The organism is Flavobacterium sp. HSC-32F16, assembly GCF_024171645.1.
Classification (GTDB): Bacteria; Bacteroidota; Bacteroidia; order Flavobacteriales; family Flavobacteriaceae; genus Flavobacterium.
In genome coordinates, this window is the sequence record NZ_JALKAC010000001.1 from 576,834 (window position 1) to 592,541 (window position 15,708).

Here is a 15,708-nt window from a genome sequence, read left to right on the forward strand (position 1 = left end):
GCGATTATTTAAAAGTTTACGATCGGTTTTCGTTTCTTGTTTTTGATAGCGTAGATATAGGTTGTGTTAATATCAGAATGCCCTAGAAACCTTCTAATAAAATCAATTCCTGCATTATTCTCCGCCAGATGATTTGCAATGCTGTGTCTCAGGCAATGGAGCGTAATATCTTTTTTTATCAGTTCAAAGTCTTTTGTCTGCTCAACCATTTTTTTTAAGATATCATTCAGATTTTCCCCTGTACTTCGTCTGCCTTTGGAATTAATAAAAAAGGCTTCTTCTATCTGGCTTTTCCCTGCAAGCCTTTGACTGCGCTCTTCCTGTATGTACTTTCTTAAGTACCCCATAACCGTATCGCTCATGGGAACTTCACGCCTTTTGCTGTTTTTTCCGCTTCTAACAACAACCATTCCTGTTGCCAGTTTTACATCTTTTAAATCCAGCGCACTGATTTCAGAACGTCTAAGCCCGCATCCATAAGCAATAGAGAGCAGAGCCCGTTCCAATTCATTTTCTGCATGTTTGTAAACCGCTTTTATTTCGTCAACACTGAGCGAGTTTCTTGAATTTTGAGTACCTCCATCATAACTTGGAATATAATACCCGTTTTCAATTTCCTTGTTTTCCATTAGGTTCGTTAGAAATAATCCCTGCACAAAAAGATGAAACTTGATGCTTTTCTGTGAAAGTGTACCCTCACCTCTAAGTTTTGGTCTTGCAATTAAATACTCAAAATATTTAATTGATTCTTTAGTAGACAGCTCCTGAATATTATTAATTCCGGATTCTTCCAGCCAGAGCAGGAATTCTATCAAGGTATTTTGGTACATTCTGCTGTTCCCTGTTTTATAATTCCTAACTTTTATAAAACTGTCAAAGGAATCCAGGAGCCTTCGAAATTCTTTATTTTCTATCTTGTTTTTCATTGTTTTTTGAGGTTAAGTTATAATACTTCAAAGTCGTCGCTTGCGCACTCCGTGGAACACGGAACACCAGTATCGTATGCTCAGTAAACATTTATGCTCACGCGTTCCGCTGGCGTTCCGTAGCGTTCCATTTTTTACTTTTCTTGTGCTTTTTTTTCATTTTTTGTATTTTTCATCTTAAAACTTTTCCAATTGGCTATTCAGTTCTTTCTTAATCTTGCTTTTAAGTTTTTCCATATTATCCCAGTAACTTATTACATATTTAAAACCCTTGTTTACCGAGCCTTCAATTGCCTGTATGTATTCGAGTTCCTGTAATAACTGCATGTACCTAAAAGCCGAAGTTTTACTGATGTTTAATTTCTGACGCATTTCCCTATTGGTAAACCGGTGTGTCGATCCGTTCTTCTGGCTTTTGACATAGCCTTTGAGATTCTCAAAAAACTGTCGTGTACTCTTATCAAGTTCATCCACTTTGATAATGATCGAGCTGAAGAAAATATCAACGGCAGATTTCACGTCTTCTTTGGTGGCTATAAGTCTGCCTTTGCTGTCGGTTTTTCTTTGGTACTGGTGCAGGATCGTAATTTGTGAAACAAAATTTTGAAACTGGCTGTTTAGTCTTCTGAGCATCTTGGCTTCAAGGGGAAGTATAAGTTTATCAGCAAAGGGATTAATCACTTCATAGGATTTTAGCACACGCATGGCATTTCTAAGCAACTGTGTTGCCTGAACCTCGTTTTCGTTGTTTCCTTTTCCTGCAATTTTTTTGTTTTGGATGGATATTATCCTTATGGTCTGTGCCTGGCTTTCATCTACACCCAAGATTACAGAACGGCTCATATTGTCATAATAAACTTCCGCTTTGGTTGTCGTGGTCATGCTGGCAAAGTGTGCCCGTACTTGCTTGATCCTTCCCCTGTTATTTCCAAAAATATCTTTGACCACAGTGGAGCTTGTCAGGAATTTGGCTGACTGCATTTCACGAAAGGCATATTGCGCTTCTTCGTCCAGACCATCAAAATCCTGAATCACAATTAATTTATTGATAAGCTCTTTATCCCTGTAATGATATAGGGATTTACTTGTAATACGGGTCATGTTCATCACATCTTCCTGAGGCATGCACTGGGCAATCCCGTTAATCAGATGGCTTTTTCCTTCACCACTTGATCCCTGAACAATGGCATGCATCAGATAAGGCATTTTGTAACTCGAAGCAAGTATGAAAAGAACCATTCTGTTTTGTTCTTCCCCTACAATTCCGTTCTGTTCCAACAGCTTGTCTATATTTTCCAGCAATTGGGGTTTTGAAAGAAATTCGACCGCTTTTTCATGTGCCTGTGGTGTAAGTTCTTTTTCGGAGTATCGATCCGTAACGGGGTTTATTTCCGCATCAAAGAGTGCTTCCCGATGCTGTTCCAATAAATCCGTTAACTGTAAAAAGTCTGTTTCCAATTCCTGAAAATCAAAACCCTGCTTTTCGGAGAGTTCCCCGCACTGGCTCTGCACACTGCCAAAATCAAAAAGGTCAACTTTCAGCCTGTGTTTCTTTTGTGTAGTATGTGCCACAATCTGAAGCGATACCCTGAGGTTGCCCAAATCCATGGGCAGGTTGCCTACGACATAAAACACTCCAGCTACACCTGTATAGCTGATTTTGTAGCCATTTACAATCTGTAATACGTTGTCCGTTTTTTCTGTTTTTGCATTTTTTAAAAGATTCAATATTCCGTCCGTTCCATAATCGACCCACATGTCATTTAGACTATGCCCCTCGGGAAGTTCTACTATTGAGAGAGGCATATCGGGTCTGATCTCCTGCATTTGTAATCTGATCTTTTCCATTTTCTCATCGCTTAAAGATTATTATTACTTCTAATTCATATAATGATTTGATAATTTCTAAATGCTGTTCCAGCAGTTCCCCATCATGCAGGGCAATAACCGCTTCCCTTTGATCCAGTACCTTACTCTGTATTAAACTGGCGCAGTCAATAACAGTCGGTGCTAAGTATAATTTCTTGGTAAGGGGATGCGGATAAGCGGGGTAGATTCCTTCGCTGTTCAGGTATTCCTGTTTCTGCTCCTCCAGATCAAAACGCAGGGCATAATAATTCACTATGCTGTTGTCCTGATTAAGAAGGGGAAAAATAAGTCCGTACCGTCCAAATACAGTATATGCAGTAAAGGAATCATCACGGACTCCCGCATCGCTTTTGGTAATTACGCCCAGTTTTTCAAACTCGTCTTTGGATTTAAGGGTTTTGCGGTGATGGAACTGACCTGAATTAAAACCGATCCGAAGATCTGAATATTCCAGTCCGATACTCTTAAGGTATTGTTTGGGCTTTATTGCTTTTGCACTTCGAATACCCGTTTCAAAAGACCGGAATAGTGTTTCTAAAGTTTCCATAAATTTAATGCTTTCCATTATTTCGGAGATAAGGCGACCGAAGCCGTTTGGCAGTACTGTATTATATCAAAGAAGGATTAAAGTCTTCCTGTAAATATAAATAGGTGTTTTTGAAGTTATTGCGGTATGAGCACTGCCGGCACTATTTGTCTTTTAAAGTCATAATGTTCAAGACAATTTGTTTTTCAGATCTGAGTATAACCCAGCAGGCTTTCAGATAAGGTATAAATTAAATCAATATGAGTCCCCAACAGCGGACTTTCATAATTCAGGAAAACTGCATGGCGGAGGTCTGATGGGATAAAGTAAAGAGGTGATGTGAAACATAACTGCGAAATTGCATTTGTGTAATAGCTGGCAATTAAAAAAATCACAAGAATGTATCCTATCAATTCTTTATATACGGTACATTGAAAATCGTGTTTCATACATTTGGCATGAATCAATACTAGTGCAAACCTATTGCTCTTGGAATTTTCGTTGTCATATCAAGAATCTTTTTTCAGATACTTTTGTTCAAACTCCTCTGTGAGCTGTATTATCTTTTTAGATAAAACGGCTAATTCTATTGTCCGCTTTTCGAGTTTGTACAGATATGCCGAAGCTTTCTTTTCAGAAAATTTTTGATATAGAATCTTCACAACCTGATTGTAATTAACCCCAACAGCCCTAAACTGGCTGTAAAAAGAGGTCAGGCGCATATAATAATCCATTGTTGCTTTATCAATCTTTACAGTTTTGATCCCTTTTTGAAAAACACACGCTGTAATAAAGTGCGCCATTACATGCATTCCTGATGTTTCAAAAAGTGTCAGAAAACGGGCGTTTTCTTCCGCGTTTAGACTGATGGAATAGCGGTGGACAGCGGGATCTATTTTGGAAGGTCTTCCTCCTTTATTCGGGTTCTTTTTTTCTTCATTTTCCATGGTTTCAATTACTCATAGTTATTTAAAAACCAATATATTTTATTATCAAAAGTGATATTAAAATGTGGCAGTATTTGGAGGTATTTGGCTTACTATTTCTTGAGGAAAACGACGGATTTTCACCCGTAAATCATTGCATAGCCTACTGAAAATCATTAAATTTATAGTATGAAAAAGACAAAAAAACATAAAGAAATTCCTAATCTTGATCCTAAATTTTTTTGGGAATTTATATTTGATAAAATTAATTGGGAGCGTTCGTATAAAATGGTAATTGCCCGCATCATAGAGCGTGGAGGTCAGGATGAAATTGATGAAATCGTGCGTTTTTATGGTCGTGAAAAAGTGATTACAGCTGTCCGTGATGAGATTTACTTTCTTCCCAACTATGCCATTGAAGATGCCCTTAAATTCTTTCCCGAACTTAAAAAGGAAGAAATATACTGCTACCTCAACCGCAAGGACAAACCCTACGACTGGATTTAGTTTTAATCTGAAAAATAGTAGCAAAGACAAGGATCTGTGCTTATTTTTATTTATTAAACTCTACTTGTTTAACTTTATTTATATTCTGCCCAAAAAAATAATAAAAAGAAAACCAAGGTAGGACGTGCTGGATCAGCCTGTTCAAAAGACTACGGCATAATGTTTTGCTCGTCCCTCACAAACCACCCTTCGGGACTTATTCCGTTTCCTTTTGTTCTGTCTGCATCCCGTCCTTTATCATTGCTTTCTTTTTCTTTTTTCCGTTTCTTTGGAAATATATTTTTATTGGTACTTGTGCAGGCTCAATTATCTGTTCAACGTTTGCCTGAAATAAAATCGCAAAGTTTCCGGAAAAACCATAAAAGCATTTTTACATTTTTATGCTTTTAAAAACACTTATACAAATAAGTAAATGCTTGCAGGCTTGTACACATGCATGCCAGCTTTCTTGCATGCCAACATACTTGCCTGCTTACATTCCTGCATACTTGAACCCTTGCAGTCCTGCATACTTGAACCCTTGCTTATAAGTAAGATATATGAGTTAATTATTGCGTTAAGATATCTTCCCACAATCTGCTGGCTTCACCGAAAAAACTGCTATATGATCAGGCTGTGTTATAAGCCTGCACACTTTGCAGATTTCTAAAATAAATAACCTATTAACCATTACAAAAAAAGGGCATCAAGCCCTTTCATTAAATCTATCTCTAAAAATATTACCACGAAGGTAATGGCAAGTTGTGTTTTGAGATGCTTGAAATGAATTCAGCATCTCAAAACAACTTGCCCTGCGGGGCTGGAAAACGCCTCCGAAGTCGCTATGTTTGTCAAATGTTCAATAGAAAAGGCATAAGCCTTTATTTGGTTTTATAAATTTGATATAGAATAGTAAATATCAAATAAACAATGACTTATGCAAGAACTAATGATCAAAATTAGAGAAAACGAACAAAAAATTTTTGTTGGAATAGACGTACATCTAAAAAGCTGGACTGTGACAATCTTAACAGAGAATATAGTTCATAAAACCTTTACACAGCCTCCGAGTGCAACTGTTTTAGCGGATTATCTAACAAGAAATTTCCCTGACTGTGAATATTATTCTGCTTATGAAGCAGGATTTAGTGGATTTTGGGCACATTACCAATTACTGGAACTAGGAATAAAAAATATTGTCATTAATGCTGCTGATGTTCCAACTTCGCAAAAAGAACTCTTCCAAAAGAACGACCCCATTGACAGTAGAAAAATTGCAAGAGCCTTAAGAGCGGGACAGCTTAATGCAATTCACGTCTTGAAAATAAAAACTTTAGAAGACCGTTCTTTGGTGAGAACAAGGGATATGTTAGTAAAGGATCTGGTAAGATTGAAATGCAGGGTTAAAGCTTTTCTTCACTTTTACGGAATAGACATGCCCGAACAGTTCAAGAGCCCTTATACACACTGGACTAAACGTTTTATCAAATGGTTAAGGGAAGATGTACAACTATCTTCACCATACGGTATAGATTCTTTAGGGTTTCTTGTTTCCGAGGTGGAAAGTCTGCGAAAACTATTGCTTGAGGTAAACAGAAAAATCAGAGATCTAAGCGAAGAAGAACGCTATAGTAAACAGTTTGGCTTATTGGTAAGTATCCCTGGAATTGGCAGAATTAGCGCAATTACTTTACTAACTCAAATTGAGGATATAGCACGTTTTAAAAATACTGACTCTTTTGCTTCTTATATTGGATTAGTTCCCAACTTTTATTCGAGCGGAGAAAAAGAAAGTATAGGACAAATTACATTCAGAGGGCAAAAAATATTGAAAAGAATACTGGTAGAATGTGCATGGATGACTATCCGGTTTGATCCTGCTCTATCCATATCCTATAATGAATATTGTAGACGGATGCAGCCAAATAAGGCCATCATAAGAATTGCACGGAAATTATTAAACAGAATTTATTATGTTTTGAAAAATGAAAAAATATATGCCTGTGGTATTAAGTAATAAGAGCTATAAAAACAACAAATATGAGGTGACCGCTTAATCCCCGACTGTAACTAGATTACTATCCGAAGTTTGCGGCCCTCAACTATAAAAATTGAAAAAGCGAAATGTAGCATTTAATGTCTACTGATAGAAGGTTGTTTTTATAGTAATTATTTATGAGTGAAAGGTTTTTTTAGCCATTGAGCGATACTTGTAACAAATAAAAAAAGAGGATGATAAATCATCCCCTGAAAATATTGTTACAGTGTAACGCAGGAAGCCTATTGCTGACAGGTTGCTCCTCAGCAGAGCCTGTTTCCCCTTCAACTCCCTAATACAAAGGAAATTATTTTTTGATGTAAATAAAAATAACTGAAGAAAAACTTTGATTACAACATAGAAGTCGGCGTTTTTTTTTAAAATTATTAACGGAAAAATCAGTCCGCACTGCTTTTTTTATTCTGCTTTAAATATTTCCTGTGAAGGATGTCCAGTAAATCCCCTTCCTCCAAGGGAATGAGCATTTCAATCACTTTAAGAAGGCTGTAAACATATCTTTCCGTCTGCTTGTGATTGTTTTCACTTATTTCAATTCCTTCTAAAGCCAGCATTCCTGCTTTGAGCAGATCCATAATCATGATAAAAAGATCAGAATATCCGCCAACATTTATGTTGAGATTGTATACGTCTTTTCTTGTTTTTGATGCTGGCTTGAGCATTACAAAATAATGCTCTGGATTCTCAACCATATCCCTTAATTTGATTTTATTTTTTTCCATATCAATATATTTATTACTTAAAACGAATATGTCTCAAATGATGAAGTAATTTCAGCATTCTGCATTTTCTTTAGATTCTTTAACTTTTTTTATTTTTTCAAGCCCTCTATCACGCATCAGCTGGCTCGCGTCAAGCATTTTGACAAGGTAGATATATGGCGTGATCAAATCATAATCAAATTCTTCAGTGCATGGTGACAATGACAGGTGCGAGATTTCAAAAAGAAAAAAATCAAATTTATCAATAGTATTCTGCTCAAATGCTTTTTGAAATACTGTGAAAGGATTCTCATATTCCTGCTCTGTAAGTGATGCCATATCAAGTTTTGATTTATAGGCATCTGATTCCTTTACTTTCCATTTTCTGCTTCTGTACTGCAGAAGAAAACATGCTTTAACAAAAGATCGGAAAGCGCTGTGAAAAACAAACACCTGTCCGGGATATCTTATCCTGCATACTTCTGTTTTATGGATATAAAGAAATATCTCGCTGAGCACTTCCTTATATGAATCAAGATGGGCAAAGTCAAAAAAAGCATCCATAACCTCAAAAGGCTTTTTAATCTCATAGCCTGCCCAATACTTGGTTTCAAAGGATTTTATATTCTTTTTCATATCATGTTACTTTTTTGTTTTTTTCAATGCCCCTTTCATTGATAAGCTCTCCCGCATCCAGAAGTTTTATCAAGTGGATATAGGGAGTGGTTATATCAGAGTCGGGATCTGAACCGAATGGAGATAATGACAATTCTGTTATTTCGCTTAAGAAGAATTCAAACTCCTGCAGTGTTTTCTCTTCAAATGCATTCTGAATCGCCAGATAGGGATTGTCGTATTCTTCTTTGGTCAGGGAAGAGAGATGAAAAACCGTTTCAGAGCGCGTTGATTCTTTCACTTTCCATTTTTTGCTTTTATCCAGCATCCAGTAGCAGACTCTCACAAACGAACACACGGCTGTATAAAAAACAAAAACATTGCAGGGAATTTCCTGCTTATATACTTTACCCTTATAACAGTGGAGAACCGCTTGGGTTAGGTTCTGTTTATAATAATCAAGATGGGCAAAATCAAAAACCTCTTCTAATGCGCTGAATGGGTTTCCCGTTCTGAAGCCTGCCCAGAATCTTGTTTCGAAAGATATTTTATTCTTTTTCATAATTTCCAGAGATTATCCGTTATCATTTTCCTTATTGGCCTCTAAGTAAAGCTTGTGCAGTTTATCAAGCCCTTCGGATTCAGAGCATGGCAGGAGCTGTAACGCAATTTCCAAAACGCTTGTAAGATGGAAAGCGGGATCCTGAATCTGGCTGGAGTTTTCCAGATCGGAATTCTCCAGCGTGTGAAGCGCAATTTTCAAAAGATCCTGTACAGTAAACATCAGATTGATGTAGCTTGTAAATTTTAGGCTTGCATAATAAGCGCCTTCTTTGTCTTTCTGCGGGGTCAGGGTTCTAAAAAAGAAACTCTTTTTCAGTTCTTTGATAAATTCATCCGCAGTCCTGATTTCATTTGTTTCCATAATTTCTCCTATTTTATTTTCTCATTCTCTTCCTTTTCAGCTTTCTCCAGCCTGTCAAGTTCATCTTGAATTAGAATATTAGCCTGTTTTCTAAATTTCCCGCATCTTTCTTCCATAAGCTGGTAATAGAGATAATCAACATCGTTAGCCTTGGAAAAACGCAGTACGTGGGACTGCTGTTTAAGCAGGCTGAACATAGCTCTGTCTTCCTTGGTATGGCGCGGAAAGAAATCTGCTGTAATGCTGGAAAAGTATTCGCAGAGGCTGAACAGATGCTCCATTGCAAAATGGCTTGGGGTGTAGCCTGTAAAGACGCGGATCATGGAAAGGCAGGTCTGCTCCACTATCTGATGAAGGGAAAACATTTTCACCTCATCCGAACTTGAAGCATCATCATCATTGTAAACCCAGTCCCAGATTGTAGCAGTAATATTTCTCCTGCTTGAAATATAGTTTGATGCAAGTTTTAAGTTTCGTTTTGGGGCATCGCTGATGTTTAAATACGGAGGATTGTTAATGTCTTGAAATAAAAGCTCAGCATTCTGCATGATCTGCCAGAAGAAAAACTGCTGGTCTTGCCCTACACTTTTCAGGCTCTGTACATGGTGCAAAAGAATAGTTGTAGTTAAAGTCCCTTTGGTCTTTGTCTTAATCTTATCGCTTATATCATTGCTTGCATTCTCTATAGTTTCCGATACAAAAACTAGGAGGTACAAATGCAGATGTTCTTTTTGCATCCCATAGTCGGAAAAAACCTTTCTGCTTGAGCTGTAAGCCATATCATTACTACCAAAACAGTAAACTGCTGATGTCTTGATGTGCTCAGTAATTGCTTGAATTACTTCTTTTTGCTGTGAAATTTCAATTGCTTTCATAATTTTTCTTTTTTTAATTAATACTTGTGTGAAAAATTGTATTTTTGTTTAACACACAGGCAAGTAAGTGATTAGTCGTACTGTACCGTATCAATTTGTATCATACCGTACAGTAAAATTTCTATATCATACATAGGACTTACTTTTTTATTCTTAATTATTATCTTTGAGCTATGAGTACATCAACAAAACCAAGTCACATGGGCCGTAAAATCAGCCGTATCCGTGAACTGAAAGACATGAAACAGGAAGCACTGGCACAGGCTATGGGAACTAACCAGCAAGCGATTTCTATTATGGAAAACAGCGAAACGGTAGAAGAAGAAAAACTGATTGAAGTTGCAAAGGCTTTAGGAGTAAGTGTTGAAGCAATTAAGAATTTTTCAGAAGAAGGTGTCTTTAATTACTTTAATACTTTTACTGAGAATAAAGGACCGATATATGCCGGACATCATTGTACTTTTCACCCATTAGACAAACTAATTGAATCCGTAGAAGAGAATAGAAAACTCTACGAAAGATTGTTAAAATCGGAGCAGGATAAAATTGAATATCTGGAAAAACTATTAAAAGCAAAATAATACTTTTATAGAAGATATATTAATTCCTAAAAGAGACTTTCCAGTCTCTTTTTTGTTTCTAAATATTATTATTTTTACTTATGCACTAATCTCATTGAATTGAATTAAATTAGATAATAATATACCCAGGTTACCACTTTGATTTTTAAATGTGACCTAGGCAGTTGTTTAAATTATATATATAAAGATAATGATATACCCACTATATCATTATCTTTTTTATTTTCAACCCATTTAAATATTCGCAAATCATTGTTTTTCTGTTGTTTATATTTCTTAAATTCACATACGTATAAATCTAAACTTTAAGAAATGGATAAACTGAAAATTTACGACCGTGATTTTAAAGTGAATGCAGTTAAATTAGCAATTGAAAAAAATCGTTTTATAGCAGCAAAGGAACTTGGTATTGCAACAACGAACATCTATAGATGGCACGCTGAATTTCAAAAATATAAAGATGAAAGTTTTCTTGAAGGACATTTCAGAAACTCTGAAAATAAAAGGCTTGCGATACATAAAATGTCACTCACGAAAAAGTTGCAAAAAGTAGAACGTCAAGTTGAAATTTTTAAGAGTGCAAGCAGATATATTTTGCAAGGGAAACCAATGATTTTTCATTTTATTGAAGAAAATTCACACAGATATCCAATTTGCCGAATGTGTAAAGTATTAGGCATTAGAGAGACTACTTATTATCGATGGAGAGATAGTATACCTTCTCGAAGAGAACGCCATAGAACTTTCTTGGAAAATGAAATATCTTCTATATTTTATGAATACAAAGGCAGATATGGTAATGGGAAAATTTCTGCAGAACTGCTAAGTCGAGGCATTCAATTAAGTCCGTGCACGGTAAGTTTTTACATGAGAAGACTTGGTCTTGTCAGTAAACTTAGCAGTAAACATAAAACCAAATCTGGTTCACATTTTATCCAACATAATCCTTGTATTTTTCCTAATCTCCTAAATCGTCAGTTTAAAGCTGACGAATCTTCACAGATTTGGGTTTCTGGAATGACAAGCTTAGAAACAATGGAGGGTCTTTTATTCCTAACAATCATTATGGATTTATTTGACAGTAAAATTATTGGATGGAATCTGAGTATAGGTCTAACAATAATGGAAACTTCAATGCCTACTTGGGAAAAGGCTGTCATAAATCGTAAACCAAAGAAAGGATTAATATTTCATTCCGATAGATCACCCCAATACGCCAATAAGATTTTTACTCGTAAATTGAATTCATATAAACATATTAAACGAAGTATGAGCAGAACAGAGAATCATTTAGATAATGCGGTGCCCAAAAGTTTTTTTACTTCACTAAAATCTGAACTAGCTTCTTTAAATGAACTTCCTGTTAAAGAAGAAATGGAAGAAAAAATACCTGAATATCTTGAACAAACATCAAAAGTTTTTAAGCATAAATTAATATAAACTACTGTTATGAAAAATTATGATCGTGCTTTCAAAATAAATGCAGTCAAATTAAGCTATAACAGAGGTGAGGGACAAATTGCGAGCATTGAAAGAGAATTGGGAATAACTCCTAGTCTTTTGTATAAATGGCGACAAGACTTTGAAAAATTTGGTGCAGGCAGCTTTTGTGGAACCGGGTACTTAAAATTAACTCCTGAACAGAAAAAAATTACTACCCTTGAGAAAAAAATCAAAAATTCAGAACTTACACTTGAGATTTTAAAGAGTGGGACTAAATATGTTGCTCAAGGAAAGGTAATGACGAAAGAGTTCATTGAAAACAATAAAAGTAAATTCTCAATTTTAAAAATGTGCAACGCATTAGAAGTTTCTAGAACCACCTATTATTTAAGAAAGAAACATGAACTTTCAGGCACAGAAATCCGAATAAATTTATTAAAAGAGCAAATTACAGATATATTTTATGAATTTAAGCAAACATATGGAGGCCCAAAAATTGCTAAAGAACTTGAAAAGAGAGGGTATATATTATGTAGTACACAAGTAAATTTTTATATGAAAACATTAGGCCTACGTCGAAAAGCCAAAAGAAAATTTAAAGCTACAACTGATTCATTTCATAATCACTATGTGTCTAAAAATGTTTTAAATAGAGAATTTAGTGTAAGTGATCCTTCTAAAGTTTGGGTTTCTGACATTACATATATTCAAACTATGAGAGGGTTTCTATATCTTACCATTGTTATGGATTTATTTGATAGGAAAATCATAGGATGGAGTTTAAGCGATACAATGAGTACTAAACAAACTGCTTTATCTGCATGGGAAATGGCAGTTAGCAATAGAAAAATTGATAAAGAGTTAATTTTCCACTCAGATAGAGGTTCTCAATATGCTAATAAAGTTTTCACGAAAACTTTGGACTCTTATAATTGCGTCACACGCAGTATGAGTCGTAAGCAAAACCACAATGATAATGCCGTTGCAGAAAGCTTTTTCAGCATATTTAAAAGGGAACTACTTAACAGAGATAAACTTCTGTCAAGAAAACAGTTGCGAGAAGAAGTTCGCGATTACATAGAAAATTGGTATAATAAGAAAAGAAGACATTCAACTTTAGGCAATGTGACAATCGAAGAATTTGATAAAATACATTTACTATAATAGATTACTGCAGAAGATCATACGTGCAACGAGAAGATTGTTTAATTATAGGCAAAAGAAGCTAATATTGTATCATAATCCTCAGTATCTGGAGTTATATTCTCAACAACATTAATATAAATATCGACATTCTGGGATTTATTCTTCTCAATTAAATCCTTAAAGAGAGTTGAAATAATCTTCTCTAATTCTGATGGATCTCCATAACTATATTCGTTTGAAAAATAAACATAATTTGGTAATAGTATTTCACATATTAATAAAGAAAAAATCAATCTTTTTTCCTCACTCAAACTATCTAACTTTTTACTAATTCTATTTCTATATTCATTCTCCATCTTTTTTAATTGTAATAATGTCGATTTTGTTTTATCTTAAAAGACATATTTGCGCTTTTAAAACTTATCCTTAAAATACAATTCTAAAATTAAGGGTGCAAAAAATACACCCTTAACTTTATCTGTAGCTTTGCTACAGATTATAGTCATTAAGAAAATTTAATTAAAGGCATTATCTACCATCACTTTTATTAAGTCAGCTAAACCGAAATCCAATTTTTCCAAAATAACATCTTTTTTAGCATTTGGATTTTCACATATGTATATAGTTGGATTATCCAATTCTCTATGTTTATAGATAGCAAAACATATTTCTCCATCAGAACCGATAACTAGATAGTCATTAAAAATTTCTGGTTTAAATTTAAACCAGTAGCTTGTTTCAGGATTGTTTACACGCTGTAAATTTTCTGAAAAAGTTTTTTTTTCTTTTTCATCATAAATACTGTAAATTATCTTATTATCAATTCTTAATCCATTCGATTCTTCATGATAAAGTTGCTTGAAAACAGCAGGAAATTTAAAACTTAATTGTTTTTCAGCTTCATTTACTACAGTGATATCACAAGGCTTTATAAAACCAATATCACCTCCAAATTCATCATCTAATGATGACATTAAATCTTTTAAATCATTTATCATTTATATCCATGTATTTTATGTTCTGTTCTATGATCCGCTGTATTTTTTAATTTCGCCTCTTTATAACTGTTACCTTCCCTCGCAGGCTTTTTGTAAGGATGTGCAAGATCTTTTCCTGGTGGATTCCTGATATTTTTCTGAGGCTTTAGAGTTCCATCTTTACTTTGTCTGGTAGATTTTCTATCGATAGAGTTTTGCTCTTGTTTTATCCAACCTCTATCAGCAGAACTAGTTTTAGAATCATTTCCTAACTCTTCCAATCTCTTTTGTTTCCCTGAGCGTCCACCATTTGATTTTTCACTAGAATTACCTTGCACTTTAGAATCGCTAATCATATTACTCGCAGCATTTCCAGCAATAATACTTCCAGCGACACCTTCTACGATTCCTTTTCCTAAAAGAAGACCACTTCCAGTTGCTCCAATTGCACCAACGCCAGCACCTACACCAGTTGAAGCTACAGCACCTGAAGCAATTAAACCTGTTGTACCTGCAGTAGCACTCATTGCACCATCAGCCATCATAAATGCGCCTACTGCCATTGTTGAAGCATGAGCTGACATCACACCGTTATGATAGGCAGTACTGCCAGTATCATATTGATTTCTATAATCAGTACCAAATGAATCGTCAACCGCTGTTAGAACAAATGCTTTCAAGCCATCACAGCACATTTCGACTTCGTTACCATCTGGGTCAACAAAAATAACTGGATTATTCAGTGCATAATTATATGGAGACATTTCTGAATAATTTTCAGCCATGGCATCCATAGTATACCAACGTCCAGTTGCTGGATCATAAAAACGTGCTCCATAGTCGTATACTCCAAGCCCCAGCTCGTCTTGGAGCTCTTTTCCGTTGTACTTATACTTATAAGGGTTTGCGATTTTTTTTACAAGGTTTTACCTGTTAAATACAATAATTTTTAGAACATGATTTTGCAGGATAAACTTACTGTTTTACATCTTAAATCCAAAAATAAATTTTTAAAATAGCATTAAAAACAGCTAAACTTCTACTGAAACAGATTGTACGTCTGTTGAGTCTTTTCAGATGGGTTCTGAGCGTCAGATTCTTTCTTTCAATATGGTTTGTTCCAAAACGTTTTACAGAATGCATTTTCTCATTAATCAGATACCTGTAGTTTTTAAGTCTGTCCGTAAATATCTTTTTTGCTTCTGATAATTTCAGAGTTTCAAGAACATGGCTTAATGTTTTATTAGTTCGTTTACCGACATTAAAGCTCACAACAGTCCTAGAATCCTTTTCTAAAGCATAAACTAGCCAGATTAAATTTCGTTTGTGTCTGATATAAGTGCACAACTCATCAACTTCATAAGTTTTGCCTCTGCTGTTAATCGGCTTGGCAATGTTTCTGGCAATTGATATAATTCTTTTCAATAATGTTGTGGCTGATATTTTCAGTATTCTTGCAGTGCTCCTTATTCCTAAACCTTCTTTTGTTAATTGAATTATATTTTCGTTGGTAACCCTTTTATAAGCGTTGTAGATATAGTCAATCTGCTGTCTTTTTTGACAAACGCAACATTTATAACGCTGATTTCCGTTAGATTGAAATCCATTTTTTACGCATTTACCATTGCAGAAATTACATTGTATTATCATGACCTA

The 15,708-nt window shown here is 35.1% G+C and carries 19 protein-coding genes and 1 pseudogene; 5 read left to right on the forward strand and 15 right to left on the reverse strand.

The genetic code is table 11. From position 1 onward, the window contains the following. Nucleotides 1-8: 8 nt before the first annotated feature. The 5 genes from L1276_RS02630 to mobA form a co-directional block, all read right to left on the reverse strand. Nucleotides 9-926 carry a tyrosine-type recombinase/integrase gene (locus L1276_RS02630; protein WP_253785167.1) on the reverse strand — a complete coding sequence of 306 codons (918 nt, stop codon included), beginning with the start codon at nt 924-926 and terminating at the stop codon, nt 9-11. A gap of 177 nt (nt 927-1,103) precedes the next feature. Beyond that, on the reverse strand, nt 1,104-2,774 hold the full coding sequence (locus L1276_RS02635; protein WP_253785183.1) for a hypothetical protein: 1,671 nt from the start codon (nt 2,772-2,774) through the stop codon (nt 1,104-1,106). A 4-nt stretch (nt 2,775-2,778) separates the two neighbouring features. Next, a complete protein-coding gene (locus L1276_RS02640; RefSeq protein ID WP_253785185.1) occupies nt 2,779-3,342 on the reverse strand; it encodes a hypothetical protein in 564 nt (187 codons plus the stop codon). Nucleotides 3,343-3,527: 185 nt separating this feature from the next. Continuing rightward, nucleotides 3,528-3,770 (reverse strand): hypothetical protein, encoded by a 243-nt coding sequence (locus L1276_RS02645; protein WP_253785187.1) that lies wholly within the window; start codon nt 3,768-3,770, stop codon nt 3,528-3,530. A gap of 60 nt (nt 3,771-3,830) precedes the next feature. After that, entirely contained in the window at nt 3,831-4,268 is a 438-nt protein-coding gene (gene mobA / locus L1276_RS02650) for a conjugal transfer protein MobA (RefSeq protein ID WP_253785189.1), read from the reverse strand. 168 nt (nt 4,269-4,436) lie between these two features. Between mobA and L1276_RS02655 the strand changes: the two genes are divergently transcribed. Together L1276_RS02655 and L1276_RS02660 are read left to right on the forward strand one after the other, a co-directional pair. Further along, nucleotides 4,437-4,754 (forward strand): hypothetical protein, encoded by a 318-nt coding sequence (locus L1276_RS02655; RefSeq protein WP_253785191.1) that lies wholly within the window; start codon nt 4,437-4,439, stop codon nt 4,752-4,754. A 916-nt stretch (nt 4,755-5,670) separates the two neighbouring features. After that, a complete protein-coding gene (locus L1276_RS02660) occupies nt 5,671-6,750 on the forward strand; it encodes an IS110 family transposase (RefSeq protein WP_253785194.1) in 1,080 nt (359 codons plus the stop codon). A gap of 419 nt (nt 6,751-7,169) precedes the next feature. On the opposite strand, the gene L1276_RS02665 is transcribed toward L1276_RS02660, so the two are convergent. Genes L1276_RS02665 through L1276_RS02685 form a run of 5 tightly spaced genes read right to left on the reverse strand, consistent with a single transcriptional unit; the run spans nt 7,170 to nt 9,905 of the window. Beyond that, nucleotides 7,170-7,511, reverse strand: coding sequence for a hypothetical protein (locus L1276_RS02665; RefSeq protein ID WP_253785196.1), 342 nt, complete (start codon nt 7,509-7,511; stop codon nt 7,170-7,172). 51 nt (nt 7,512-7,562) lie between these two features. Beyond that, nucleotides 7,563-8,126 carry a hypothetical protein gene (locus L1276_RS02670; protein WP_253785198.1) on the reverse strand — a complete coding sequence of 188 codons (564 nt, stop codon included), beginning with the start codon at nt 8,124-8,126 and terminating at the stop codon, nt 7,563-7,565. Between the two features lies 1 nt (nt 8,127). After that, complete coding sequence (locus L1276_RS02675; RefSeq protein ID WP_253785201.1) at nt 8,128-8,667, reverse strand: hypothetical protein; 540 nt, start codon at nt 8,665-8,667, stop codon at nt 8,128-8,130. A 12-nt stretch (nt 8,668-8,679) separates the two neighbouring features. After that, nucleotides 8,680-9,030, reverse strand: coding sequence for a hypothetical protein (locus tag L1276_RS02680; protein WP_253785203.1), 351 nt, complete (start codon nt 9,028-9,030; stop codon nt 8,680-8,682). A gap of 8 nt (nt 9,031-9,038) precedes the next feature. Then, the gene (locus L1276_RS02685; protein ID WP_253785204.1) at nt 9,039-9,905 is read right to left on the reverse strand and encodes a hypothetical protein; all 867 of its coding nucleotides are present in this window, start codon (nt 9,903-9,905) and stop codon (nt 9,039-9,041) included. Nucleotides 9,906-10,078: 173 nt separating this feature from the next. Between L1276_RS02685 and L1276_RS02690 the strand changes: the two genes are divergently transcribed. From L1276_RS02690 to L1276_RS02700, 3 genes are all read left to right on the forward strand, one after another. Then, nucleotides 10,079-10,486 carry a helix-turn-helix transcriptional regulator gene (locus L1276_RS02690; protein WP_253785205.1) on the forward strand — a complete coding sequence of 136 codons (408 nt, stop codon included), beginning with the start codon at nt 10,079-10,081 and terminating at the stop codon, nt 10,484-10,486. A gap of 312 nt (nt 10,487-10,798) precedes the next feature. Beyond that, nucleotides 10,799-11,926, forward strand: a complete 1,128-nt coding sequence (locus tag L1276_RS02695; protein WP_253785206.1) for an IS3 family transposase — start codon at nt 10,799-10,801, stop codon at nt 11,924-11,926. A 9-nt stretch (nt 11,927-11,935) separates the two neighbouring features. Beyond that, nucleotides 11,936-13,093: an IS3 family transposase gene (locus L1276_RS02700; protein ID WP_253785207.1), complete on the forward strand. Its 1,158-nt coding sequence runs from the start codon at nt 11,936-11,938 to the stop codon at nt 13,091-13,093. Between the two features lie 41 nt (nt 13,094-13,134). Here the strand turns inward: L1276_RS02700 and L1276_RS02705 are convergent, their stop codons facing one another. The 5 genes and pseudogenes from L1276_RS02705 to L1276_RS02725 all read right to left on the reverse strand — a co-directional run bounded on the left by L1276_RS02705 (nt 13,135) and on the right by L1276_RS02725 (nt 15,702). After that, complete coding sequence (locus L1276_RS02705) at nt 13,135-13,431, reverse strand: DUF416 family protein (protein WP_253785208.1); 297 nt, start codon at nt 13,429-13,431, stop codon at nt 13,135-13,137. 159 nt (nt 13,432-13,590) lie between these two features. Continuing rightward, on the reverse strand, nt 13,591-14,073 hold the full coding sequence (locus tag L1276_RS02710) for an SMI1/KNR4 family protein (RefSeq protein WP_253785209.1): 483 nt from the start codon (nt 14,071-14,073) through the stop codon (nt 13,591-13,593). After that, a complete protein-coding gene (locus L1276_RS02715; protein ID WP_253785210.1) occupies nt 14,070-14,747 on the reverse strand; it encodes a hypothetical protein in 678 nt (225 codons plus the stop codon). Before L1276_RS02715 ends, L1276_RS02710 begins: the two co-directional genes overlap by 4 nt. Before the next feature lie 24 nt (nt 14,748-14,771). Further along, nucleotides 14,772-14,963 (reverse strand): annotated as a pseudogene (locus tag L1276_RS25250) (RHS repeat-associated core domain-containing protein); the annotation flags it as partial. Nucleotides 14,964-15,042: 79 nt separating this feature from the next. Further along, a complete protein-coding gene (locus L1276_RS02725; RefSeq protein WP_253785211.1) occupies nt 15,043-15,702 on the reverse strand; it encodes an IS1 family transposase in 660 nt (219 codons plus the stop codon). Nucleotides 15,703-15,708 lie beyond the last annotated feature (6 nt).

Bases quoted from the DNA above. Each gene is read 5' to 3' on its own strand.
- L1276_RS02630 (WP_253785167.1), bottom strand. From the start codon at position 926: ATGAAAAACAAGATAGAAAATAAAGAATTTCGAAGGCTCCTGGATTCC.
- L1276_RS02635 (WP_253785183.1), bottom strand. From the start codon at position 2,774: ATGGAAAAGATCAGATTACAAATGCAGGAGATCAGACCCGATATGCCT.
- L1276_RS02640 (WP_253785185.1), bottom strand. From the start codon at position 3,342: ATGGAAACTTTAGAAACACTATTCCGGTCTTTTGAAACGGGTATTCGA.
- L1276_RS02645 (WP_253785187.1), bottom strand. From the start codon at position 3,770: ATGAAACACGATTTTCAATGTACCGTATATAAAGAATTGATAGGATAC.
- mobA (WP_253785189.1), bottom strand. From the start codon at position 4,268: ATGGAAAATGAAGAAAAAAAGAACCCGAATAAAGGAGGAAGACCTTCC.
- L1276_RS02655 (WP_253785191.1), top strand. From the start codon at position 4,437: ATGAAAAAGACAAAAAAACATAAAGAAATTCCTAATCTTGATCCTAAA.
- L1276_RS02660 (WP_253785194.1), top strand. From the start codon at position 5,671: ATGCAAGAACTAATGATCAAAATTAGAGAAAACGAACAAAAAATTTTT.
- L1276_RS02665 (WP_253785196.1), bottom strand. From the start codon at position 7,511: ATGGAAAAAAATAAAATCAAATTAAGGGATATGGTTGAGAATCCAGAG.
- L1276_RS02670 (WP_253785198.1), bottom strand. From the start codon at position 8,126: ATGAAAAAGAATATAAAATCCTTTGAAACCAAGTATTGGGCAGGCTAT.
- L1276_RS02675 (WP_253785201.1), bottom strand. From the start codon at position 8,667: ATGAAAAAGAATAAAATATCTTTCGAAACAAGATTCTGGGCAGGCTTC.
- L1276_RS02680 (WP_253785203.1), bottom strand. From the start codon at position 9,030: ATGGAAACAAATGAAATCAGGACTGCGGATGAATTTATCAAAGAACTG.
- L1276_RS02685 (WP_253785204.1), bottom strand. From the start codon at position 9,905: ATGAAAGCAATTGAAATTTCACAGCAAAAAGAAGTAATTCAAGCAATT.
- L1276_RS02690 (WP_253785205.1), top strand. From the start codon at position 10,079: ATGAGTACATCAACAAAACCAAGTCACATGGGCCGTAAAATCAGCCGT.
- L1276_RS02695 (WP_253785206.1), top strand. From the start codon at position 10,799: ATGGATAAACTGAAAATTTACGACCGTGATTTTAAAGTGAATGCAGTT.
- L1276_RS02700 (WP_253785207.1), top strand. From the start codon at position 11,936: ATGAAAAATTATGATCGTGCTTTCAAAATAAATGCAGTCAAATTAAGC.
- L1276_RS02705 (WP_253785208.1), bottom strand. From the start codon at position 13,431: ATGGAGAATGAATATAGAAATAGAATTAGTAAAAAGTTAGATAGTTTG.
- L1276_RS02710 (WP_253785209.1), bottom strand. From the start codon at position 14,073: ATGATAAATGATTTAAAAGATTTAATGTCATCATTAGATGATGAATTT.
- L1276_RS02715 (WP_253785210.1), bottom strand. From the start codon at position 14,747: ATGTGCTGTGATGGCTTGAAAGCATTTGTTCTAACAGCGGTTGACGAT.
- L1276_RS02725 (WP_253785211.1), bottom strand. From the start codon at position 15,702: ATGATAATACAATGTAATTTCTGCAATGGTAAATGCGTAAAAAATGGA.